This window comes from Mycobacterium sp. 852013-51886_SCH5428379 (genome assembly GCF_001665575.1).
Taxonomy (GTDB): domain Bacteria; phylum Actinomycetota; class Actinomycetes; order Mycobacteriales; family Mycobacteriaceae; genus Mycobacterium.
Window position 1 is genome coordinate 118,095 of record NZ_LZSU01000051.1, and the last position, 23,633, is coordinate 141,727.

Genomic DNA, 23,633 nt, shown 5'->3' on the forward strand with positions numbered 1-23,633 from the left:
GGTCGGAACCGCAGATGCGCGACGCCGCTACAGCGCCGTGAACTCGATGTTGAGTTCGGTGAGGCCGCGCAGGATGAACGTGGGCTCGTAGGTGTAGCGCCGGTCGCCGATCGGACCGTGCTTCTCCTCGTCGATCCGGATGTCGCCGAGCCGGTCGAGGAGGCGCTCGATGGACACCCGGCCCTCGACGCGCGCCAGCGGAGCGCCGGGGCAGGAGTGGATGCCCCGGCTGAACGCGATGTGCTCACGGACGTTCTTGCGGTCGAGCTGGAACTCGTGCGGATTGTCGAAGCGGCGCGGGTCCCGGTTCGCCGCACCGGGACTCACCATCACCGTGGTGCCCGCGGGCACGGGGGTGTCGCCGAGTGTGGTGGACTTGCGGGCCATCCGGAACACGCTCTTCACCGGAGCGTCCAACCGCAGGCACTCCTCGATGAAGGTCGGGATACGGCTGCGGTCGTCGCGCAACTGCTGCTGGATGTCCGGTCGGTCACCGAGGACGCGCAGGGCCGCGGAGAGCAGCTTGGCGGTGGTCTCCTGGCCGGCGCCGAACAGGAAGGTCGCCGTGCGGACCACGTCGACGACGGCCGGGGTTGATCCGTCGGGGTACAGCGCCGTGGCCAGACCGGTGAGTACGTCTTCGCGCGGGTTCTTGCGGCGATCCTCGATGTAGTGGCTGAACTTCTCGTCGGCCCACTCCAGCGGGTTGTCGGCGATCGGCTCATGATCGAGACCGCCGATATTGGTGCCGGGCCGCTGGGCGCCGAACGCGTTGCGGAACTCCTCGTGGTCCTCCTCGGGGACCCCGAGCAGATCGGCGACCGCGAGCAACGAGAACGGTCGCCCGTAGGAGGCCAGGAACTCGCAGCGGCCCTGCGCGATGAATTCGTCGATGTGGCGGTCGGCCAGCCGCCACATGAAGTCCTCGTTCTCCTTGAGGCGCTTGGGCGTCAGCAGACGGCTCAGCAGGGACCGGGCGTCGGTGTGGTTGGGCGGATCCATCGTGACCATGTGCTCGTACATCGGGATCTCGGTGCGATGCTCCTCGAGCTTCGCGCAGATGTCGTCGCCCTCGGGCACGAACGGCAGCGGGGTGAACGGGCCCGCGACCGCGACGCACGACGAGTAGTTCTCGGAGTCCTTGTAGACGGTGTTCGACTCCTCCCAGCCGGTGACGGCCAGGACGTTGTTGTTGATCGGACAGCACGTCGGGTTCTTGGTGCGCAGGTAGTCGAAGTACGGATGAGGGTCGGGCACCAGCGACGGATCGGTGAAGTAGTCGATCGAATCGAAATCCGTGGAATCCGTGGTCATGATCCGCATGCCCTCCAATGTCGGCGCGTATGTGCGGCGGCTGTAGATGATTGGTCATTCAGGACTGAGCGACCGAATATGCTGAGCACCTGCTTAGCATGGTGCTGAGGTCGGGGTCAAGGATGCGCCGTTACGATCGGCGCGTCGGGTCGGCGCGGGTCCGAAGTGGATTCGGCGCTGCGGGAAAGGTGTTGGAACGGTATGACGACTGCGCGACGGATCGGGGCGCCGGACGCGAAGAACCGGACGGTGCTCCTCGACGCCGCCGAGCGGTTGATGCTCGAGGACGGTTACGCGGCGGTGACCTCGCGACGGGTGGCCGAGCGCGCGGAGCTCAAACCCCAATTGGTGCACTACTACTTCCGCACCATGGACGAGTTGTACCTCGCGGTGTTCCGGCGGCGCGCCGACGAGGGGCTCGAAACACTGGAGCGTGCGTTGCAGTCCCCGCAGCCGCTGTGGGCGCTGTGGCGCTACGACGCGGATCCGGGGACCGCGACGTTCAGCGTGGAGTTCGCCGCGCTGGCCAGCCATCGACCCGAACTGCGGGCCGAGGTGGCTCGCTACGGCGAGCGCTACCGGGAGGCGGAACGGGCAGCGCTGACCGAGGCCTTGGGGCGGTACGGGGTGGACGTCGGTGCGGTGCCGCCGGTGGTCTGGGCGGTGTTCGCCACGAGCCTGTCCCGGGTGCTGGTCATGGAGCAGGCGCTCGGAATGTCGACCGGCCACGCCGAGACGCTGGCGTTCATCGAATCCTGGTTGCGGCAACTCGAAGGCGAACCGCCGCCGCTCGAGGACGGCACCGGCTCGCACTGAGGTCTCGGCGCTCACCTCGGCCTCCCGTCGACGACGACGCCCGCCGCGGCCTCGTAGGGTTTGACGACCGAGGTGAAATCCGAGTCCGGGCCCTGCTGGGTCAGGACCGTCTCCCACACCTGGAGAACCGTCGACGCCAGCGCCGTGGGCAGCGAAAGCGCCTGGGCCTCCTCGAGATACAGGCGGAGATCTTTCACCATGAGGCCGGTTGCGAAGCCGTAGTCGAACGTGCGGGGCAGGATCGACCGGGGAAACTTGTCCCGGCTGGCGTGCGTGGCGCCGGAGCCGGCGTTGAGGACCTCGATCATCACCGTCGGGTCGAGGCCGGATTTGACGCCCATCACCGCCACCTCCGCGGTAGCTGCCAGACTGCACGCCGCCATCAGGTTGTTGACCAGCTTCATGGTCTGGGCGGCACCGGGTTTCTCGCCGACGAAAAGGGGGCGGCCGAGCGTCTCCAGCACATCGCGGGCACTGTCGAACAGCGCCCGTGGACCCGAGACCATCACCGTGAGGGCGCCGTTGGTTGCGCCGGCGACGCCGCCGCTGACCGGACAGTCCAGCATCCCGGCGCCTCGCGCGTCCAGACGCTCGCGATTGCGCACTGCCGCAGCACTTCCGGTGGTGGACAGGTCGATCAGCCGTTCGACGCGACTCCCCGCCGCCACTGCAGCGACCACCTCTTCGGACGTCTTCGGCGTCGGCAGGCTCATCAGGACGGTGGCTGCGCGCTCGGCGACCTCGGTCGGGGAGCCGGCCGCGACGGCGCCCTGGCCGACCGTCCGCGCGACCGCCGCGGCGTCGATGTCGAAGACCGTCAGGCGGTGTCCCGCCGCGATCAAGCGGGCCGCGATCGGGGCGCCCATGTTGCCGAGGCCGACGAAGCCGAGGTCCATCACTGTCCGTCGAGTTCGGCGAACGCCTCGCGGGCGATGCGGAAGCTGTCGACCCCCGCGGGAACGCCGGCATAGACGGCGACCTGCATGAAGACCTCTCGGATCTCGTCGCGGGTCACTCCGTTGGTCAGCGCGCCCATGATGTGGGTACGCAGTTCATGGGGCCGGTTGAGCACCGCGAGCATCGCCAGGTTGAGCATGCTGCGGGTCTTGCGGGGGAGTTCTTCCCGTCCCCAGACCGCACCCCAGCAGAACTCGGTCACCAACTCCTGGAAGGGTCCGGTGAACTCATCGGCGCCCTCGGTGGCGCGCCGGACGTAGGCGTCGCCGAGCACCTCGGCCCGGATCTCGCGACCCCGCTCGAAGCGTTCCCGGTCCACCGGGGGCTACAGCGACAGGATGGTCGCCGAAGCGGTGCCGGGCGCCCCGTAGACCTGCGCCAGCCCGACGCGCGGGTTGCCGGGGACCTGCCGTTCGCCCGCCTCGCCGCGCAGCTGACGCACCAGCTCGTGCACCTGGCGCAGACCGGAGGCGCCGATCGGCTCACCGTTGGCGATCAGGCCGCCGTCGGTGTTGACCGGGATCGACCCGTGGATCTCAGTGGCCCCGTCGGCAAGCAGCTTCTCCTGCTCGCCGTCGGCGCACAGACCCGTCTCGGCCATGTGGATCACCTCCGCGCCGGCGTCGGTGTCCTGCAGCTGCGCGATGTCGACGTCCTCGGGCCCGATACCGGCCGCCTCGTAGGCGGCCTTCGCCGCGAACACCGTGGGAGACGGATCCTCGTCGAGCGGTGCCGAGGTCGCGTGCACCTCGTAGGCGCCGAAGGTGCGGGTCCGGATCTCGCTGGCTTTGACGTAGACCGGCTTGTCGGTGAACTTGTGGGCGATGTCGGCGCGGCACATGATCACCGCGGCGGCGCCCTCGTCCGGCGCGCAGAACATGTACTGGCGCAGCGGGTAGTTCAGCACCGGCGAGGCCATGATCTCCTCGACGGAGATCTCCTTGCGCCGGAACGCATTCGGGTTGAGCATGCCGTTGCGGAAGTTCTTGTTGGCCACCCGCGCCAGCGTCTCCTCGGAGATGTTGTGCGTGTGGATGTAGTGGTTGGCCTTCATGCCGAAGAATTTGGTGGTGACGAACTGGCCGTTGTTGGCATACCACTGCGGCAGCGCCAGTTTGGCCGGATCATCGGTGAACGCGCCGCGGGGATGCTTGTCGAGTCCGATGGCGATTCCGATGTCGTACTTGCCGAGTCGGATGGTGTCCGCGGTCTGCTGAATGGCCGACGCCGCGGTGGCGCAGGCGTTGAAGACGTTCGTGAACGTGATGCCGGTCAGGCCTACGAGCCGGGTGACGGCGTCGGGGTTGGACACCTCGTAGCTGCCGCCGAAGCCGAACTGGATGTCCTTCCAGGAGATTCCGGCGTCCTGCAGCGCCAGCTGGATCGCGTCGGCGCCCATCTGCATCGCGGTCTTGTCGAACCGGCCGAACGGATGGAGGCCGACTCCGATGATGGCGACGTCGTTCGTCATATCGCGAAACCTTCGTCTAGACGGGCTGGAAGGCGAACGTGATGATCTCGTTGCCCTCCTCGTCCGTGGTGAACGGGATCATGGTCAGCTCGACGTCCATGCCGAACTGCAGTTTGGCCGGATCGTTCTCGGTGAGCCGGCCCTCCACGCGGATGACGGGGTCGCCGCCGTCGTCGAGCTGGACGAGTCCGACACCGAACGGGACGAAGTCCTTGCCGGTGGGGCCCATGTACGGCGCACCGGGCGGGAAGCCCTGCGTGGTCCAGGCGATCAGGGTGCCGCGCCGGGGCAGCCGCAGCTCGGACATCTCCGGGCTGCTGCACCGCGGGCAGTACTGCTGAACGGGGAACGCCGTGGCTGAGCAGGCGCCGCAACGACTTCCGATCAGCTGAGGGTTCTCATCCGGCCAGGTGGAGATTTCGGGCGCGAGGGCCTTCTGCGTGCTCGACACGAGTCGACGATATCTGAGAATCCAATTCTCGTCTAGAGAGAACGCGTTCTGTCAGCGCGCCCGTTTAATCACTTTGTCGGCGGCGTCCCAGTGGGCGTCGGACACCCACAGCCGCGCGAACGCGTCGACCGCCTCGTCCGGTGTGGCGCCGCCGATCACCCGCTTGATCTCCCCGGCCGGTCGGCCGGCGAGTTGTCGGGCGATCGCCCGCCACTCCTGGTCGAAGGTGGGGCGCGGCAGCACCATGTCGATGAGGCCGATCCGCTCGGCGGCCGCCGCGTCGAGAATCCGTCCGGTGCCTGCGAGCAGCAGCGCCCGGCCCTTGCCGACCAGCGCCGCCAACCGCTCGGCGCCGCCCCACGCCGGCATGATCTCGAGCGTCACCTGGTTGAAGCCGATCCGGATGTCCTCCGCTGCAAGGCGGATATCCGCGGCCACGGCGAATTCCGCGCCGCCACCGAGCGCGTGCCCGTTCAGCGCGGCGACGACAGGTCCGGGAAAGCTCGCCAGTCGATCGCAGATGGCCCGCATCCGACGCGCCATTGCGGCGGCCTCTTCCAGCGTCCGCAGCGCGCTGAGCTCCTTGAGGTCCCCGCCGGAGACGAACGCGCGATCGCCGGCGCCGGTGATCACCAGGGCACGCGCGTCGCCGACGCGGTCCAGTGCTCCCTCGAGTTCGCCCATCGTGTCCAGCGAGATCGCGTTGCGCGCCTGCGGCCGGTTGATGGTGATGATGGCCAATCCGTCGTCCCACTCGAGTTCGACCACTTGTCATTCTCCGCTCGCGGTATTGGCATTCTCGGTTGCGGAGAATAGCATCGCCAGGGAACTGGAGGAGCTGCGCGCACATGCGAAACATCCCCGATGAGCTGACGAAACGCTACGAAGCCGAGGGGTGGTGGACACGGGAGACCCTCGGCGAGTTGCTGGCCCGCGGCCTGGCTGACGGCCCGGACGTGCCTTTTCACGTGCACTCCGCGGTGCGGCCGTTTCACGGAACGTTCGCCGAGGTGGAGCTGACCGCGCGCCGGCTGGCCGCAGGCCTGCGGGCTCGCGGCGTCGGACCCGGTGACGTGGTGGCGCTGCAGCTGCCGAACTGGATGGAGGCCGCGGCGGCGTTCTGGGCATCGGCGTTCCTGGGTGCGGTGACCGTTCCGGTCGTGCACTTCTACGGCCGCCGCGAACTGAACCACATCGTGGAGGCGGCGCGGCCGAAGGTGTTCATCACGGCCGAGGAGTTCGGCCGGATGCGGTTTCAGCCGGACCTGTGCGCGAACATCCCGGTCGTCGCCCTGGTCGGCACCACGTCCGACGAGCACTCGCGCGAGGGCATTCTGCGGTTCGGCGACCTGCTCGCCGACGAGCCACTGGTCGGAACGCTGGACACCGATCCCGCCGGCCGGGCGCTGATCGCGTTCACCTCCGGGACCACCCGCGCGCCGAAAGGTGTGGTGCACAGCCACCAGACGCTGGTCTTCGAGACCCGTCAGCTCCTGATGAACTATCCGCCCGACCGCGGCCGCCAGCTCACCGCGACGCCCGTCGGGCACTTCATCGGGATGCTCGGCGCATTCCTGATCCCGGTGTTGGAGGGCGCTCCGATCGACCTGTGCGACGTATGGGATCCGGGCAGAGTGCTGGATCTCATCGAGCACGAGGGCCTGTCGATCGGCGGCGGCCCACCGTACTTCGTCACCAGCCTGCTCGACCATCCGAACTGCCGGCCCGAGCACGTGGAGCGCTTCTCCACTGTCGGCCTCGGGGGATCGACCGTGCCCGCGACCGTCACCCGTCGCCTTGCCGACCTCGGGCTGTTCGTCTTCCGTTCCTACGGCAGCACCGAGCACCCCTCGATCACCGGCTCCCGGCCGAGCGCGCCGGAGGACAAGCGGCTCTACACCGACGGCGATCCCCGGCCGGGCGTGGAGATCAAGCTCACCGAGGAGGGCGAGATCCTTTCCCGCGGACCGGATCTGTGCCTCGGCTACACCGACGATGCGTTGACGGCGAAGGCGTTCGACGACGAGGGGTGGTACCACACCGGCGACATCGGCACGCTCGACGCCGACGGATACCTGACGATCACCGACCGCAAGGCCGACATCATCATCCGCGGCGGCGAGAACATCAGCGCACTGGAGGTCGAGGAGGTGCTGCTGGCGATGCCCGCCGTCGCCGAGGCGGTCGTGGTGTCCGCCCCGGACGCGCGGCTGGGGGAGCACGCCGCGGCCGTCGTGCGCGTCAAGACCGGCCACCGCATGCCCACCATGAGCGAGGTGCGCGCGCACTTCGACGGCGCCGGTGTCGCCCGCCAGAAATGGCCGGAGCAGTTGCTGGAGATTCCCGACGGCGAGGACTACCCGCGGACCGCGAGCGGGAAGGTGCAGAAGGTTCGCGTCCGCGAACTGGTGCGCCGTAGCACGATGCAGGACATTGCAGCACTCACCAAATGAGAATACGATTCTCTCGATAAGCAAAGGAGCATTCCATGGGTCAACTTTCCCACCGGGTCGACATCCCCTTTCCGCTCTTCGACGCGGACAACCACCTGTACGAGCCGCCGGAGGCGATGACCAAGTACCTCCCCAAGGAGTACAAGGACGTCGTTCAGTACGTCGAGGTCAACGGCCGCACCAAGATCGCGCTGAAGGGCCAGATCAGCAACTACATCCCGAACCCGACGTTCTCGGTGGTCGCGAAGCCGGGTGCGTGGGAGGAGTACTTCAAGTTCGGCAACCCGGACGGTAAGAGCAAGCGCGAACTGTTCGGCGAGCCGATGAAGGCCATCCCGGCGTTCTTCGAGCCCGAGCCGCGCATCAAGGTCATGGATGAGCTCGGCATCGACCGCAGCCTGATGTTCCCGACGCTGGCCAGCCTCATCGAGGAGCGGCTGTCCGACGATCCGGTGGCGATCCACGTAATCGTCCACGCCCTCAACGAGTGGCTGCACGAGGTGTGGGGCTTCAACTACCAGAACCGCATCTTCACCACCCCGGTGATCACGCTGCCGATCGTCGAGAAGGCGATCGAGGAGCTGGAGTGGGCCGTCAAGCGCGGCGCCCGCGCCATCCTGATCCGGCCGGCGCCGGTGCCCGGTTTCCGTGGCCCCCGCTCGTTCGCGCTGCCCGAGTTCGACCCCTTCTGGGAGCGGGTCGTGCACCACGACATCTTCGTCGGGATGCACTCCTCTGACAGCGGCTACTCGCGCTACACCTCGGAGTGGGACGGTGCCCAGCAGGAGATGCTGCCGTTCCAGACCAACGCGATGGGCATCCTCAACGAGTGGCGCCCGATCCAGGACGCAGTGGCCTCGTGGGTCATCCACGGCGCCCTGTTCCGCTTCCCGACGCTGAAGGTCGGCATCGTCGAGGCCGGCTCGAAGTGGATGTTCCCGCTGCTGGATTCGATGGCCGAGGTGTACAAGAAGGCGCCGGAGGCATTCCTGGGGAACCCGATGGAGGAGATCAAGAACCGCATCTACGTCAGTCCCTTCTACGAGGAGGGCATCGACGACCTGATCAACCTGGTCGGTGTGGACCAGGTGCTCTACGGCTCGGACTGGCCGCACCCGGAGGGCCTTGCCGAGCCGACCCACTACATCACCGCGCTCGAGCATCTCTCGGTCGAGGATCAGGCCAAGATCATGGGCGGCAACCTGGGACGTCTCGTCACGACGTGACGTACGTGAATCGCTGGAACACCATCCCCGAGATGGTGTTGAGTGCAGCGGACCGGTTCGGCGACGCGGAAGCGATCGTCGACGGTCCGCTGCGCTTGTCCTTCGTCGAGGTTGTCGAACGGATCCGCTGTGCGGCAGGCGCTTTCGCCGATCTCGGGATCGAACACGGTGACCGTGCCGCGATCTGGGCGCCGAACTCCGCCGAATGGATGATCGCGGCGTTCGGCCTGCTGACCGCCGGCGGTGTACTCGTGCCGGTCAACACCCGCTTCAAGGCCGATGAGGCGGCCGACGTGATTCGCCGCAGCGGCGCGAAAGCCGTTCTGGTACAGCAGAACTTCCTCGGCCAGGATTACAGCGTCCCGCCCGGTGTACCGGCGATCGACGTGAAATCAGACTTCCTCGGCAGCGGGAAACCGTTCAGCCGCACCGTCGACGGCGACGACATCTCCGACATCATCTTCACCTCGGGCACGACGGGGCGTCCCAAGGGCGTGATGATGAACCATCGGCAGAACCTCCGGCTCTACGAGGAATGGTGCGACCTCGCCGACCTGCGGCAGGGTGACCGCTACCTGATGGTCAACCCGTACTTCCACACTTTCGGTTACAAGGCCGGCCTGATCGCCTCGTTCATTCGCGGAGCGACAATGGTGCCGGTTCCGGTGTTCGACGTCGACCGTGTCGTCGAGTTGATCGCCACCGAACGCATCACGATGCTGCCCGGGCCGCCCACGCTGTACCACTCACTGCTGTCGGTGCCCGACAAGTCGAAACTGTCGACGTTGCGCGCGGGCGTGACCGGCGCCGCCGACATCCCGGTCGAACTCGTACGGCGGGTCCTCGAGGAGTTGCCGTTCCAGACGCTGGCCACCGGCTACGGCCTCACCGAGGCGGGTACGGCCACGCTGTCGCGTCCGGGGGATTCGTTCACCGACATCGCCACCACCGTGGGCACGGCCTGCGACGGCGTCGAGGTCCGCATCGCCGACGACGGTGAGGTGCTGGTCCGGGGTTACAGCGTCATGCAGGGATACCTGGACGATCCGGCGGCGACGGCCGAGGCCATCGACCCCGACGGGTGGTTGCACACCGGCGACCTCGGCACGCTCGACGACGCCGGCCGGCTGCGGATCGTCGGGCGAAAGAAAGACATGTTCATCGTCGGTGGGTTCAACGCCTACCCCGCCGAGATCGAGGGGTTCCTGCTCGAGCATCCCGCCGTCGCCCAGGTCGCCGTGGTGGGCGTGCCGGACGAGCGGATGGGGCAGGTGGGTAAGGCGTTCGTGGTTCCGCAGGACGCCGAGGCCGGTCCCACGGCAGAGGATCTGATCGGCTGGTCCCGTGAGAGGATGGCCGGGTTCAAAGTCCCGCGCTACGTCGAGTTCCGCGACTCGCTCCCGCTCAACGCCACCGGGAAGGTGATGAAGGATCAGTTGCGCTGAGCGGCCGCCCAGCTCGGAAATGACATTTCCGCAGGAAAACGGCAGTTTTCGATCGATCTGGACATGAGGTATCGTCGCGGCGATACCCTGAAAAGGTAATGGCATTCTCATTCTCGAAACGATCCACCCGACAAGGAGGTCGCGTGCCTCTTCGCAAGCGAACCTCATCGGTCCTTGACGGTGCCGGGGCGGAAACCCCGGCCCACGAGCCCGATATCGCCGACATCGACGACGCACTGGCCCGCGCGGAGGAGGCGGAAGCCGAAGCCGCCGAGGCGGAGGCCATCGCCTCGGCCGCACGGGCTCGGGCCCGGGCGATCCGGTTGCGTCGGGAGGCGCAGGCTGCGATCGCCGGTAAGCCGGAGTCGGAGACGCCGGCCGATGGTGACGCGCTGACTGAAGCGGATGCGGCCGAGGCCGAACACGTCGAAGACGACGACATCGACGCGGACGACACCCCGGGCGCCGAGGCGCCGGAGGTCCACCCCGTCGCGGCTGACGCGCCCACCCGCCGGTCCGGTCGCCGGGTGCCGTGGAAGGCGATCGGGTACGGCGTCGCCGCAGTGCTGACGATCGCCTCGGTGGTGGTCAGCGTGCTGATGGTGCTGAACCATCGCGAGGTCCAGGCCGAGCAGCAGCGCGCCAATGAATACGCCGCCGCCGCGCGCCAGGGCGTCGTCACACTGATGTCGTTGAATTTCAATACCGCCAAAGACGACGTGCAGCGCATCATCGACAACGCAGCCGGCAAGTTCCGCGAGGACTTCGAGGCCAGCGCGGAGGACTTCACCACGGTCGCGGAGCGGTCGAAGGTGATCACCGAAGCCAACGTCAACGCCACCGCCGTCCAGTCGATGACCGACGACTCCGCGGTGGTGCTGGTCGCGGCCACATCGCGGATCACCAACGAGACCGGCGCCGAACAGGATCCGCGCACCTGGCGGCTGATCGTGAACGTGGTCCGTGAGGGCGACCGGATCAAACTGTCGAATGTGGAGTTCGCGCCGTGACGAAGGACGACAACACGAACGCCGACCCCGATTCCGAGGTCGAGGTCGAGGTAACCGAGACCGAAGCGGACTCGGAGGTCGAGGCTGATCCCACCGAGGACCCGACTGAGCCGACGGCGCCCGTCGCCCGGCGGAGCCGCGGGGCGAAGAGGCTGCTCGCGCCCATCGCCGCCGCCGTCGTCACGATCGCTTCGCTGTCGACCGCCGGATACCTCTACTTCTTCCAGTACCGGGCTGATCAGGCGGTCGATCCGGCGGCGACGCAAGCGGCGCTCGACGCGGCCAAGGACGGCACGATCGCACTGCTGTCCTATGCACCGGAGACGCTCGACGACGACCTCGCCACCGCGAAGACCCGCCTCACCGGAGACTTCCTGAGCTACTACACCGACTTCACCGACAAGGTGGTCGCCCCGGCGGCCCGCCAGAAATCCGTCAAGACCACGGCGACCGTGGCCCAGGCGGCGATGTCGGAGATGAATCCGGAATCTGCCGTCGCGCTGCTGTTCATCAACCAGGCGACGACCAGCCAGGAGAATCCGGACGGCGCCTTCGCCTCCAGCAGCATCAAGGTCGGGCTGACCAAGGTCGGCGACGACTGGCTGATCTCGTCCTTCGATCCCGTCTGACCCGGTAGCGCGCTGCCGGCGGTTTGTCCGGTGAGCAGGCGGGTAGCCAACGACGCACAGAGCTGATCGAGTTCGAGGACAGGAGTCCACGATGCCGAAGACGGCGAAGAGCGGTAAGGCGAAGAAGGACGAACTGCCGAGCACCTTGAAGAAGTCCGAAGCCAAGGCGCAGCGGACGTTCGCCAAGGCCCATGACTCCGCGGCCGAGGAGTACGGCGAGGGCGAGCGGGCCCACCGCGTCGCCTACAGCGCGCTCAAGCACAGCTACGAGAAGGTCGGCGACCACTGGGAGCGCAAGGGCAAGAAGGGCCCGTCGGACAAGCGGGCCAAGAGCGGCGGTCCGAATCCCAAGGGTGAGTCGGCCGAAGGTGTGGACGCCAACGCGTCCAAGAAACATCTGGTCGAGGTGGCACGCCGACTCGACATCTCCGGGCGCTCGACCATGTCCAAGGACGAGCTGGTCACGGCCATCAAGAAGGCCAACCGGCGCGAATCCGCGCGCAGCCGCTAGCGCGAATCGCGCTGCGCCGCCCCGGCGTCGAAGTTCTCGAGCAGGATGCGGTCGTTCTGACGCCGCATCTCCCGCCGGGCCTTGCCGCGGGTGATGAGGATGCCGACGGTGGCCAGCGCCCAGATCGCGTACTGCGCCGCCCACGCCCAGCGGAACGAATCGAACGAGTAGCCGCCGGTCGCGTCGAGGATCTGGCCCATCACCTGGATGACGAGAAGCGAGGCCAGGAATCCGCCCATGTTGACCATGCCCTGAGCGGTTCCCAGCGTCGCGCTCGGGTTGAAGGTGCGCGCGAAGTCGAACCCGACCATCGAGCCCGGCCCGCCGACCGAGATGATCACCACGAGCGTCACCAGCAGCCACAGCGGCGCCGGACCGGGTAGCGCGAGGACAACCGTCCAGACCAGCGCATTCGACCCGATGATGCCCAGTACCAGCCAGGACCGGCGGTGGGGGTGCCTGCCGGTGAGGATGCCGAGCACGACACCCGACACGATCGCCGACAGCACCGACACCGACAGCAGGGTGCCGGCCGTCGACGTCGACAGACCCTGCGCAACGGTCAGGTACGGCACGCCCCACATCAGCGCGAAAGCGGTGACGGAGAACTGCGTCCCCATGTGGGTGAAGAAACCGAGCCGCGTGCCGGGGCGTAGCCACACCGTCTTGACGTTGCGCAGGGTGTCGGCGGGGCTGCCGGTGGACTCGGGCACGTGCCGGCCCGACGGGGTGTCCCGGACCAGGGCGAGGGTGAGGACGAGCGAGACCACGCCGAGAGCCGCCACCGACGTGTACGCCGTCGTCCAGCCGGCCACGCCCAGGATCGCCAGGAACGGCACGGCCGACAGGACCTGCCCGAGCTGTCCGCAGATACCGGTCAGCTGGGTGACGAGGGGAATCCGCTTCGGGCTGAACCAGTGCGGAACCAGGCGCAGCACCGAGATGAACGTCAGCGCGTCGCCCATGCCGAGCACCGCCCGCGCCGCGATGGCCGCGGGCAGCGATTCGCTCACCGCCAGCGTCAGCTGGCCGCAGGCCATCAGCGCGGCCCCGGCCACGATCAACGCCTTGGACCCGAAGCGGTCGAGGAGGACCCCCGCCGGCACCTGGGCTCCGGCGTAGACCACGAGCTGCAGGACGACGAACGTGGCCAGAATGCTCGGGGTCGCCGAGAAGCGCTCGGCGGCCTCGAGGCCGGACACGCCGAGCGTCGTACGGTCCATGACGGCCACGATGTAGGCCAGCAGTCCGGTGGCCCACACGATCCAGGGGCGCACTCGAGGAAACCCTTCGACGGAAGATGGGATGCCTTCCATGGTGTCCCATGCATAGGGCCTCAAACCAACTGGTTTCGGGTGAGCTCACTCACGGGCCGGCGCGATCGGCCGCCCTCCCGCCACAGTCGGCGCACTCGACAGGCGGGGTCGCCGGGGTTCGCCGGGGTGGGTCGCGCATCCGGCGGAGCTTCTGCCTCGGATCCGACGTCGACATGTGCGAAGCGGCGTACCTCGGGGGTGACCGTCTACCCAACCGAAACCCCGATATGGCGCAGGGGTCGGAAACCTTACCGATCAGTAAGTAGCGACAGCAAACGTGTCGGTCCATTTTTCCGGCTCGGGTAGACACTCGGCGCTCGGCTGTCGACCCGGCAATCGCGCTGACCTCACCGTTCGCGCCACCGAAATCACAGATAACGATTTGGTAACGATGCTGCCGTGATCTGCGGCGTTGGGGCTACTCGACCGTAACCACCCACATGCAGGACGTTTGTTCCACAGCCCGGATCCGCCGGTCCGACAGCGTGTTATCCAACGGACGGTTACCCGAGCGTAGAACTCGTCAGTAACCATTTCGGGCCCAATTTCACCCCCTCTTCTTATGACACTCTTACTAGGGCTGGGCGGTGCGCCACAGCGGACATCGCGGGTGCATCACGACCGGCCGGATTCGACGCCGAATCGCCGTCGGTCCCGGGCAGGGGAGCCCGGCCACCACCGCGATGACCAACCGCGCACGTTCGACGAACGATGTGAAGCAGTACTGAGGAGATGGGAAAGACGTGACGATCTACGAGCACGACAGGGTGTCCACCGGCCGGGACGGAGAGTCCGGAGCCACGTCCACCCACGCACTTGTGGATCGGCTGTCCGCCGGCGAGCCCTACGCGGTCGCGTTCGGCGGCCAGGGCAGTGCGTGGCTGGAGACGCTCGAGGAACTGGTGTCCTCGACCGGTATCGAATCCGAACTCGCCACGCTCGCCGGCGAGGCGCAGCTGCTGCTCGAGCCCGTCGCCCGGGAACTGGTCGTCGTCCGCCCCATCGGCTTCGAGCCGCTGCAGTGGGTCCGCGCGCTCGCCGCCGAGGAGGCCACGCCGTCGGCCAAGCAGCTGACGTCGGCCGCGGTCTCGGTGCCCGGGGTGCTGCTCACCCAGATCGCCGCGGTGCGCGCGCTCGCGCGCCAGGGCATGGACCTGCACGAGACGCCACCCGTCGCGATCGCCGGACACTCCCAGGGCGTGCTGGCCGTCGAGGCACTGCGTGCCTCCGGCGCCAGGGACGTCGAGCTCCTCGCATTGGCGCAGCTGATCGGCGCCGCGGGCACGCTGGTCGCACGCCGCCGCGGCATCACCGTGCTCGGTGACCGACCGCCGATGGTCTCGGTCACCAACGCCGACCCCGAGCGCATCTACGAGCTCCTCGAGGAGTTCTCCACCGATGTGCGGACCGTCCTGCCGCCGGTGCTCTCGATCCGCAACGGCCGCCGCTCCGTCGTCATCACCGGAACCCCGGAGCAGCTGTCCCGCTTCGAGCTGTACTGCAACCAGATCGCGGAGAAGGAAGAGGCCGAGCGCAAGAACAAGATCCGCGGCGGCGCCGTCTTCGCGCCGGTGTTCGAGCCCGTGCAGGTCGAGGTCGGCTTCCACACCCCCCGCCTGAGTGACGGCATCGACATCGTCGGCCGCTGGGCCGAAGCCGTCGGCATCGACGTCGCGCTCGCCCGGCACATGACCGAGGCCATCCTCGTCAAGCAGGTCGACTGGGTCGACGAGGTCACTGCTCTGCATGACGCCGGCGCACGCTGGATTCTCGACCTGGGTCCCGGGGACATCCTGACGCGCCTCACCGCGCCCGTCATCCGTGGACTCGGTGTCGGCATCGTGCCGGCGGCCACCCGCGGCGGACAGCGCAACCTGTTCACCGTCGGCGCCGTCCCCGAGGTCGCCCGCCCCTGGTCGAGCTACGCGCCGACCACCGTGCGACTGCCTGACGGTTCGATCAAACTGTCGACGAAGTTCACCCGGCTGACCGGACGGTCGCCGATCCTGCTGGCGGGGATGACCCCCACCACGGTCGACGCCAAGATCGTCGCCGCCGCCGCGAACGCCGGCCACTGGGCCGAGTTGGCCGGTGGTGGCCAGGTCACAGAGCAGATCTTCAACGACCGCGTCGACGAGCTGGTCGAGCTCCTCGAGCCCGGCCGGGCGATCCAGTTCAACTCGCTGTTCCTCGATCCGTACCTGTGGAAGCTGCAGCTCGGTGGCAAGCGTCTGGTGCAGAAGGCCCGCCAGGCCGGTGCCCCGATCGACGGCGTCGTCGTCACCGCGGGCATCCCGGACCTCGAAGAGGCCGTCGCGCTGATCGACGAGCTCAACACCCTGGGCATCAGCCACGTGGTGTTCAAGCCCGGCACCGTCGAGCAGATTCGCTCGGTCATCCGCATCGCCGCAGAGGTGTCGGCCACACCCGTCATCGTCCACATCGAAGGCGGCCGCGCCGGTGGCCACCACTCGTGGGAGGACCTCGACGACCTGTTGCTCGCGACGTACTCCGAGCTGCGGTCGAGGTCCAACATCACGATCTGCGTCGGCGGCGGTATCGGCACACCCGAGCGCGCGGCCGAGTACCTGGCCGGCCGCTGGTCGCAGGTCTACGGCTTCCCGGCCATGCCTGTCGACGGCATTCTCGTCGGCACCGCCGCGATGGCCACCCTCGAGGCCACCACCTCGCCGCAGGTCAAGCAGATGCTGGTGGACACCAAGGGCACCGAGCACTGGGTCGGCGCCGGCAAGGCGCAGGGCGGGATGGCCTCCGGGCGCAGCCAGCTCGGCGCCGACATCCACGAGATCGACAACGCCGCCTCGCGGTGCGGACGCCTGCTCGACGACGTCGCCGGCGACGCCGACGCGGTCGCCGAGCGCCGCGACGAGATCATCGCCGCGATGGCCGGGACCGCCAAGCCGTACTTCGGCGACGTGGCGGACATGACCTATCTGCAGTGGCTGCGCCGCTACGTCGAACTCTCGATCGGCGACGGCAGCAGCACCGCCGACACCAGCAAAGCCGGGTCCCTGTGGCTCGACATCACCTGGCGCGACCGCTTCCAGCAGATGCTGCAGCGCGCCGAGGCCCGGCTGCATCAGCAGGACCACGGTCCGATCGACACGCTGTTCGCCTCCGAGGAGCTGCTCGAGGATCCCGAAGCGGCGCTCACAGAGTTGCTGAGCCGCTATCCCGACGCCGAGCACGTGCAGCTGCACCCGGCCGATGTGCCGTTCTTCATCCAGCTGTGCAAGATGCTCGGCAAGCCGGTCAACTTCGTGCCCGTCATCGACAAGGACGTGCGCCGCTGGTGGCGGTCGGACTCGCTGTGGCAGGCCCATGACGCGCGCTACAGCGCCGATCAGGTGTGCATCATCCCCGGCACGCAGGCCGTCGCCGGCATCACCCGCGTCGACGAACCCGTCGGTGATCTGCTGGACCGGTTCGAACAGGCCGCCGTGGACGAGGTAATGAGCCACGCACCGCAAGACGGGTCTGCCCCCCGGCCGGTGATCAGCCGGCGGCAGGGCCGCGTCGACGTCGACGGCCCGCTGGCCGTGCTGCTCGACGCCCCCGACGTGTTGTGGGCCGGCCGCACCGCGGTCAACCCCGTCCACCGCATCGCCGCGGCCAAGGACTGGCAGGTACGCGACGGGGGCCGCACCGCCACCCATGCGTCGACCGGAGCGCGGCTCGAGGTCGCCGGTGATCAGGTCCTGCGGGCAGGAGCGGAGCGACCCGGGGATCAGCACGTCGTGCTGAGCGTCCCGCTGTCGGGCACCTGGATCGAGATCCGCTTCACCCTGACCGACGTGATCCGCAGCGGCGGCGCGCCGCTGGTGACGACCGAGGACGCCGCGGCCGCGATGCGCGCCGTGCTCGCGATCGCCGCCGGCATTGAAAGCTCGGGCGGGCCTGCCGATTTGCCTCCCGTTCAGGACGGCACCGCCACGGCGACCGTCGCGTGGGATCCGGAGCTGGTCGCCGACCACACCGGCGTCACCGCGACCTTCGGCGCGCCGCTCGCGCCGACGCTGACCGTCGTGCCCGACGCGCTGGTCGGCCGCTGCTGGCCCGCCGTGTTCGCCGCCATCGGCTCCGCGGCCACCGACGCCGGGTTCCCCGTCATCGAGGGTCTGCTCAGCCTGGTCCACCTCGACCATGCCGCCCATCTGCTCGCGGCGCTGCCCGCCGAACCGGCCGAACTGACGGTCACCGCGACGGCCGCGACGGCCACCGACACCGAGGTCGGCCGGGTCGTCCCGGTATCGGTCACCGTCACCGGACCCGACGGCACCGCGCTGGCCACCCTGCAGGAGCGGTTCGCGATCCGCGGCCGCAACGGTGCCGCCGAACTGACCGATCCGCTGCGGGCCGGCGGCGCCATCTCGGCGAACGCCACCGACACCCCGCGCCGTCGCCGCCGCGACGTCACGATCGGTGCGCCGGTCGACATGCGGCCGTTCGCGGTCGTCTCCGGTGACCACAACCCGATCCACACCGATCGGGCCGCCGCCCTGCTGGCCGGCCTCGAATCGCCGATCGTGCACGGCATGTGGCTCTCGGCCGCCGCCCAGCACGTCGTCACCGCGACCGACGGCAAGGCCGTGCCGCCGGCCCGGCTCATCGGCTGGACCGCTCGCTTCCTCGGCATGGTGCTGCCCGGCGACGAAATCGACTTCCGGGTCGACCGCGTCGGCGTCGACCTCGGCGCCGAGGTGCTCGAGGTGACCGCCAAGGTCGGCACGGATCTGGTGATGTCCGCGACCGCGCGGCTCGCGGCGCCCAAGACTGTCTACGCCTTCCCCGGCCAGGGCATCCAGCACAAGGGCATGGGCATGGAGGTGCGCTCGCGCTCCAAGGCCGCCCGCAAGGTGTGGGACTCGGCTGACAAGTTCACCCGCGAGACACTCGGCTTCTCGGTGCTGCACGTCGTGCGCGACAACCCGACCAGCCTCATCGCCTCCGGCGTGCACTACCAGCATCCCGAGGGCGTGCTGTACCTGACGCAGTTCACCCAGGTCGCCATGGCCACCGTCGCGGCCGCACAGGTCGCCGAGATGCGGGAGCAGGGCGCGTTCGTCGAAGGCGCCATCGCGTGCGGTCACTCCGTCGGCGAGTACACCGCACTCGCGTGCGTGTCGGGCGTCTACCCGCTCGAGGCGCTGCTCGAGGTGGTGTTCCATCGCGGCAGCAAGATGCACGACATCGTGCCGCGCGACGAGCTGGGCCGGTCGAACTATCGGCTGGCCGCGATCCGGCCGAGTCAGATCGACCTCGACGACGACGACGTCAAACAGTTCGTGGCTGAGGTGTCCCGGAATACCGGTGAATTCCTGGAAATCGTGAACTTCAACCTGCGTGGCTCGCAGTACGCGATCGCCGGCACGGTGCGCGGACTCGAGGCGCTGGAGGAGGAGATCGAACGGCGCCGCGAGCTCAGCGGCGGCAAGCGGTCCTTCATCCTGGTGCCCGGCATCGACGTGCCGTTCCACTCCTCGGTGCTGCGGGTCGGTGTCGCCGACTTCCGCCGCTCGCTGGAGCGCGTCATGCCGCGCGACGCCGATCCCGAACTGCTGATCGGCAAGTACATCCCGAACCTGGTGCCCCGGCCGTTCACGCTGGACCGCGACTTCATCCAGGAAATCCGGGACCTGGTGCCGGCCGAACCGCTCGACGAGATCCTCGCCGATTACGACACCTGGCGCGAGGAGAAGCCGCGCGAACTGTGCCGCAAGGTTGTGATCGAGCTGCTGGCCTGGCAGTTCGCCAGCCCGGTCCGGTGGATCGAGACCCAGGATCTGCTGTTCATCGAGGAGGCCGCTGGCGGACTCGGTGTGGAGCGGTTCGTCGAGATCGGCGTGAAGTCCGCGCCGACCGTCGCGGGCCTGGCCACCAACACGCTGAAGCTGCCGGAGTACTCGCACAGCACGGTCGAGGTGCTCAACAGTGAGCGGGACGCCGCGGTGCTGTTCGCCAGTGATGAGGATCCGGCGGAGGATCCGATCGATCTGCCCGCTGCCGAGCCGGAGGCCGCGGCACCTGCCGCACCCGCCGCGGAATCCGCCGCTCCCGCACCGGCGGCCGCGCCGTCGGGCGGGCCCCGCCCCGAGGATCTGGTGTTCGACGCCGCCGATGCCACCGTCGCGCTGATCGCGCTGTCGGCGAAGATGCGGCTGGACCAGATCGAAGGGCTCGATTCGATCGAGACGATCACCGACGGTGCGTCGTCGCGGCGCAACCAGCTGCTCGTCGACCTCGGCTCCGAGCTCAACCTGGGCGCCATCGACGGTGCGGCGGAAGCCGATCTGGGTGCGCTCAAGGGTCAGGTCACCAAGCTGGCCCGCACCTACAAGCCGTTCGGGCCGGTTCTGACGGACGCGATCAACGATCAGCTCCGCACGGTGTTCGGACCGTCGGGCAAGCGCCCGGCCTACATCGCCGAACGCGTCACCAAGACCTGGGAACTCGGCCCCGGCTGGGCCAAGCACGTCACCGCCGAGGTGGCGCTGGGTACCCGCGAGGGCAGCAGTGTCCGCGGCGGCGCACTGGGCGGTCTGCACGAGGGTGCGCTGGCCGACGTGGCTGCGGTCGACAAGACCATCGATGCCGCGGTCGCCGCGGTCGGTGCCCGCAGGGGCGTGTCGGTGTCGCTGCCGTCGGCCGGTGGTGCCGCGGGTGGCGTGGTCGACTCGGCCGCGCTGGCCGAGTTCGCCGAGACGGTCACCGGTCCCGATGGTGTGCTGGCCTCGGCCGCCCGCCTGGTGCTCGGTCAGCTCGGCCTCGAGAACGCCGTCAGCGCACCGGAGTCCGCGACCGACGCCGACCTGATCGATCTGGTCACCGCCGAACTCGGTTCGGACTGGCCGCGTCTGGTGGCACCGGCGTTCGACGCGCGCAAAGCCGTGGTGTTCGACGACCGCTGGGCCAGTGCGCGTGAGGATCTCGTCAAGATCTGGCTCGCCGACGAGGACGATGTCGACGCCGACTGGCAGCACCTGTCCGAGCGCTTCGAAGGCGCGGGCCATGTGGTCGCCACCCAGGCGACGTGGTGGCAGGGGCGTGCCCTTGCGGCCGGCCGTCAGATTCACGCGTCGCTGTTCGGCAGGATCGCCGCGGGCGCCGAGAACCCCGGCCGGGGTCGCTACAGCGACGAGGTCGCCGTGGTGACCGGTGCGTCGAAGGGTTCGATCGCCTCGGCCGTGGTGGGACAGTTGCTCGACGGCGGCGCCACGGTCGTCGCGACCACGTCGCGCCTCGACGACGCCCGGCTGGACTTCTACAAGAAGCTCTACCGCGACCACGCCCGGTTCGGCGCGACGCTGTGGGTGGTGCCGGCCAACATGGCGTCCTACTCCGATATCGACGCGCTGGTGTCGTGGGTCGGTTCCGAACAGGCCGAGAACCTGGGCCCGAAGTCGATCCACCTCAAGGACGCGCAGACCCCGACGCTGCTGTTCCCGTTCGCCGCACCCCGGGTCGCCGGCGACATGTCCGAGGCCGGTTCGCGCTCGGAGATGGAGATGAAGGTGCTCCTGTGGGCCGTGCAGCGGCTCATCGGCGGACTCTCGTCGATCGGCGCGGAGCGCGACATCGCCTCCCGATTGCACGTCGTGCTCCCGGGTTCACCGAACCGCGGCATGTTCGGCGGTGACGGCGCCTACGGCGAGGCCAAAGCCGCGCTCGACGCGCTGGTGACCCGATGGAACGCCGAATCGTCCTGGGCGCAGCGTGTTTCGCTCGCTCACGCGCTGATCGGCTGGACCAAGGGCACCGGCCTGATGGGGCACAACGACGCCATCGTCGGCGCTGTCGAAGAGGCCGGTGTGCGGACGTACACCACCGCGGAGATGGCTTCGATGCTGTTGTCGCTGTGCGATATCGAATCGAAGGTCGCCGCGGCACGCGCGCCCATCGAGGCCGATCTGACCGGCGGCCTCGGCGACGTCGAGCTCGACATGGCCGCGCTGGCCGCCAAGGCCCGCGAGGACATGGCCGGCGGCGCTCCCACCGACGACGAGGTGGACGGATCCGCGGTGGGCACCATCGCCGCGCTGCCGTCGCCGCCGCGCACGCATTCGCCCGCACCCGCACCCGAGTGGGCCGACATCGACGTCGACCCCGCGGACCTGGTGGTCATCGTCGGTGGCGCGGAGCTCGGGCCCTACGGTTCGTCGCGGACGCGCTACGAGATGGAGGTCGACAACGAGTTGTCGGCGGCCGGTGTGCTCGAGTTGGCGTGGACCACAGGTCTTCTCACGTGGGAGGACGATCCGAAGCCGGGTTGGTACGACACGGCCAGCGGTGAGCTCGTGCCCGAGGAGGAGCTGGTCGAGCGCTACCACGACGCGGTCGTCGAAAGATGCGGAATTCGCGAGTTCGTTGATGACGGTGCGATCGATCCCGATCACGCCTCACCGCTGTTGGTCAGTGTCTTCCTGGACAAGGACTTCTCGTTCGTGGTGTCCTCCGAGGAGGAGGCGCGCCAGTTCGTCGAGTACGACCCGGAGCACACGGTGGTCCGTCCGGTCCCGGATTCCGGTGACTGGCAGGTGATCCGCAAGGCGGGCACCGAGATCCGCGTGCCGCGCAAGACGAAGCTGTCCCGCACGGTCGGCGCGCAGATCCCCACCGGCTTCGATCCGACGGTGTGGGGCATCACGCCCGACATGGCGAACTCGATCGACCGGGTGGCGCTGTGGAACATCGTTGCGACGGTCGATGCATTCCTGTCCTCGGGATTCACGCCGACCGAACTCATGCGCTGGGTGCATCCCAGCCTGGTTGCCTCGACGCAGGGCACCGGTATGGGCGGTATGACATCGATGCAGACGATGTACCACGGCAACCTGCTCGGTCGGAACAAGCCGAACGACATCTTGCAGGAGGTCTTGCCGAACGTCGTTGCTGCGCACGTGGTTCAGTCCTACATCGGTAGCTACGGCGCGATGATCCACCCGGTCGGCGCATGTGCGACCGCGGCGGTGTCCGTCGAAGAGGGTGTGGACAAGATCCGCTTGGGCAAGGCCGAACTCGTCGTGGCCGGGGGCTTCGACGACCTGACGCTCGAGGCGATCATCGGCTTCGGCGACATGGCGGCCACCGCCGACACCCAGATGATGCGCGCCAAGGGCATCAGCGACTCGAAGTTCTCCCGTGCCAACGACCGTCGTCGTCTCGGCTTCGTCGAGGCGCAGGGCGGCGGCACGATCCTGCTGGCCCGCGGCGATCTCGCGGTCAAGATGGGTCTGCCGGTGCTAGCGGTCGTCGGGTACGCGCAGAGCTTCGCCGACGGTGTGCACACATCGATTCCGGCGCCGGGTCTCGGTGCGCTGGGCGCCGGTCGGGGCGGTAGGGATTCGGTGCTGGCGCGGTCGCTGGCGAAGCTGGGGGTGGGCGCCGACGACGTCGCGGTGGTCTACAAGCACGACACCTCCACGCTGGCCAACGATCCCAACGAGACGGAACTGCATGAGCGGCTTGCCGATTCGATGGGCCGATCGCCGGGCAACCCGCTGTTCATCGTCAGCCAGAAGACGCTGACCGGCCACGCCAAGGGCGGTGCCGCGGTGTTCCAGATGATGGGGCTGTGCCAGGTCTTGCGCGACGGGGTGATCCCGCCCAACCGCAGCCTGGACTGCGTGGACGACGAGATGGCCACGTCCGGGCACTTCGTCTGGCCGCGCGAGACGCTGCGGCTCGGAGAGAAGTTCCCGCTCAAGGCCGGTCTGGTCACCAGCCTCGGCTTCGGGCACGTGTCGGGTCTGATCGCGCTGGTGCATCCGCAGGCGTTCCTCGCCTCGCTCGATGCGGAGCAGCGCGCGGACTACCTTCGCCGGGCCGAACAGCGCACGCTGGCCGGTCAGCGCAGGCTGGCGTCGGCGATCGCCGGCGGCAGGCCGATGTACGAGCGGCCCGCCGGACGCCGCTTCGACGACGATTCGTCGGAGAAGCGTCAGGAGGCAGCGATGTTGCTCGACGCGACCGCCCGCCTCGGTGAGGACGGCGTGTATGTGCGGTAGTTTGCGCGC

15 protein-coding genes are annotated in these 23,633 nt (G+C 68.4%); 8 read left to right on the forward strand and 7 right to left on the reverse strand.

The genetic code is table 11. From position 1 onward, the window contains the following. Positions 1-27 precede the first annotated feature (27 nt). Complete coding sequence (locus tag A5757_RS20735; RefSeq protein ID WP_066838714.1) at positions 28-1,314, reverse strand: cytochrome P450; 1,287 nt, start codon at positions 1,312-1,314, stop codon at positions 28-30. 201 nt (positions 1,315-1,515) lie between these two features. Between A5757_RS20735 and A5757_RS20740 the strand changes: the two genes are divergently transcribed. Further along, positions 1,516-2,130 (forward strand): TetR/AcrR family transcriptional regulator, encoded by a 615-nt coding sequence (locus A5757_RS20740; RefSeq protein WP_066838060.1) that lies wholly within the window; start codon positions 1,516-1,518, stop codon positions 2,128-2,130. Between the two features lie 11 nt (positions 2,131-2,141). Here A5757_RS20740 and A5757_RS20745 read toward each other — a convergent pair whose 3' ends face one another. From A5757_RS20745 to A5757_RS20765, 5 genes are read right to left on the reverse strand one after another with little or no spacing between them, the layout of a single operon-like run. After that, positions 2,142-3,026, reverse strand: a complete 885-nt coding sequence (locus tag A5757_RS20745; RefSeq protein ID WP_066838063.1) for an NAD(P)-dependent oxidoreductase — start codon at positions 3,024-3,026, stop codon at positions 2,142-2,144. Further along, complete coding sequence (locus tag A5757_RS20750; protein WP_066838066.1) at positions 3,026-3,406, reverse strand: carboxymuconolactone decarboxylase family protein; 381 nt, start codon at positions 3,404-3,406, stop codon at positions 3,026-3,028. Before A5757_RS20750 ends, A5757_RS20745 begins: the two co-directional genes overlap by 1 nt. Positions 3,407-3,412: 6 nt before the next feature. Then, positions 3,413-4,558 carry a thiolase family protein gene (locus A5757_RS20755; RefSeq protein WP_066838069.1) on the reverse strand — a complete coding sequence of 382 codons (1,146 nt, stop codon included), beginning with the start codon at positions 4,556-4,558 and terminating at the stop codon, positions 3,413-3,415. 16 nt (positions 4,559-4,574) lie between these two features. Continuing rightward, complete coding sequence (locus tag A5757_RS20760) at positions 4,575-5,009, reverse strand: Zn-ribbon domain-containing OB-fold protein (RefSeq protein WP_066838072.1); 435 nt, start codon at positions 5,007-5,009, stop codon at positions 4,575-4,577. A gap of 51 nt (positions 5,010-5,060) precedes the next feature. Then, positions 5,061-5,777 (reverse strand): enoyl-CoA hydratase/isomerase family protein, encoded by a 717-nt coding sequence (locus tag A5757_RS20765; RefSeq protein WP_066838075.1) that lies wholly within the window; start codon positions 5,775-5,777, stop codon positions 5,061-5,063. 80 nt (positions 5,778-5,857) lie between these two features. Here A5757_RS20765 and A5757_RS20770 point away from each other — a divergent pair, with 80 nt between their 5' ends. The 6 genes from A5757_RS20770 to A5757_RS20795 all read left to right on the forward strand — a co-directional run bounded on the left by A5757_RS20770 (position 5,858) and on the right by A5757_RS20795 (position 12,283). Beyond that, positions 5,858-7,462 carry an AMP-binding protein gene (locus tag A5757_RS20770; protein WP_066838078.1) on the forward strand — a complete coding sequence of 535 codons (1,605 nt, stop codon included), beginning with the start codon at positions 5,858-5,860 and terminating at the stop codon, positions 7,460-7,462. Positions 7,463-7,497: 35 nt separating this feature from the next. After that, the gene (locus A5757_RS20775; RefSeq protein WP_066838085.1) at positions 7,498-8,688 is read left to right on the forward strand and encodes an amidohydrolase family protein; all 1,191 of its coding nucleotides are present in this window, start codon (positions 7,498-7,500) and stop codon (positions 8,686-8,688) included. After that, positions 8,685-10,133 (forward strand): FadD3 family acyl-CoA ligase, encoded by a 1,449-nt coding sequence (locus A5757_RS20780; RefSeq protein WP_066838089.1) that lies wholly within the window; start codon positions 8,685-8,687, stop codon positions 10,131-10,133. Before A5757_RS20775 ends, A5757_RS20780 begins: the two co-directional genes overlap by 4 nt. A gap of 143 nt (positions 10,134-10,276) precedes the next feature. Further along, positions 10,277-11,143, forward strand: coding sequence for a hypothetical protein (locus A5757_RS20785; protein WP_066838092.1), 867 nt, complete (start codon positions 10,277-10,279; stop codon positions 11,141-11,143). Further along, a complete protein-coding gene (locus A5757_RS20790; protein WP_066838094.1) occupies positions 11,140-11,772 on the forward strand; it encodes a twin-arginine translocation pathway signal in 633 nt (210 codons plus the stop codon). Before A5757_RS20785 ends, A5757_RS20790 begins: the two co-directional genes overlap by 4 nt. A 91-nt stretch (positions 11,773-11,863) precedes the next feature. After that, positions 11,864-12,283 carry a ChaB family protein gene (locus tag A5757_RS20795; protein ID WP_066838097.1) on the forward strand — a complete coding sequence of 140 codons (420 nt, stop codon included), beginning with the start codon at positions 11,864-11,866 and terminating at the stop codon, positions 12,281-12,283. Here the strand turns inward: A5757_RS20795 and A5757_RS20800 are convergent. Next, complete coding sequence (locus tag A5757_RS20800) at positions 12,280-13,560, reverse strand: nitrate/nitrite transporter (protein ID WP_066838100.1); 1,281 nt, start codon at positions 13,558-13,560, stop codon at positions 12,280-12,282. The two genes, A5757_RS20795 and A5757_RS20800, sit on opposite strands and share 4 nt — an antisense overlap. A 782-nt stretch (positions 13,561-14,342) precedes the next feature. On the opposite strand from A5757_RS20800, the gene A5757_RS20805 reads away from it, so the two are divergent. Beyond that, complete coding sequence (locus tag A5757_RS20805; RefSeq protein WP_066838102.1) at positions 14,343-23,624, forward strand: type I polyketide synthase; 9,282 nt, start codon at positions 14,343-14,345, stop codon at positions 23,622-23,624. The last annotated feature ends 9 nt before the right edge of the window (positions 23,625-23,633 follow it).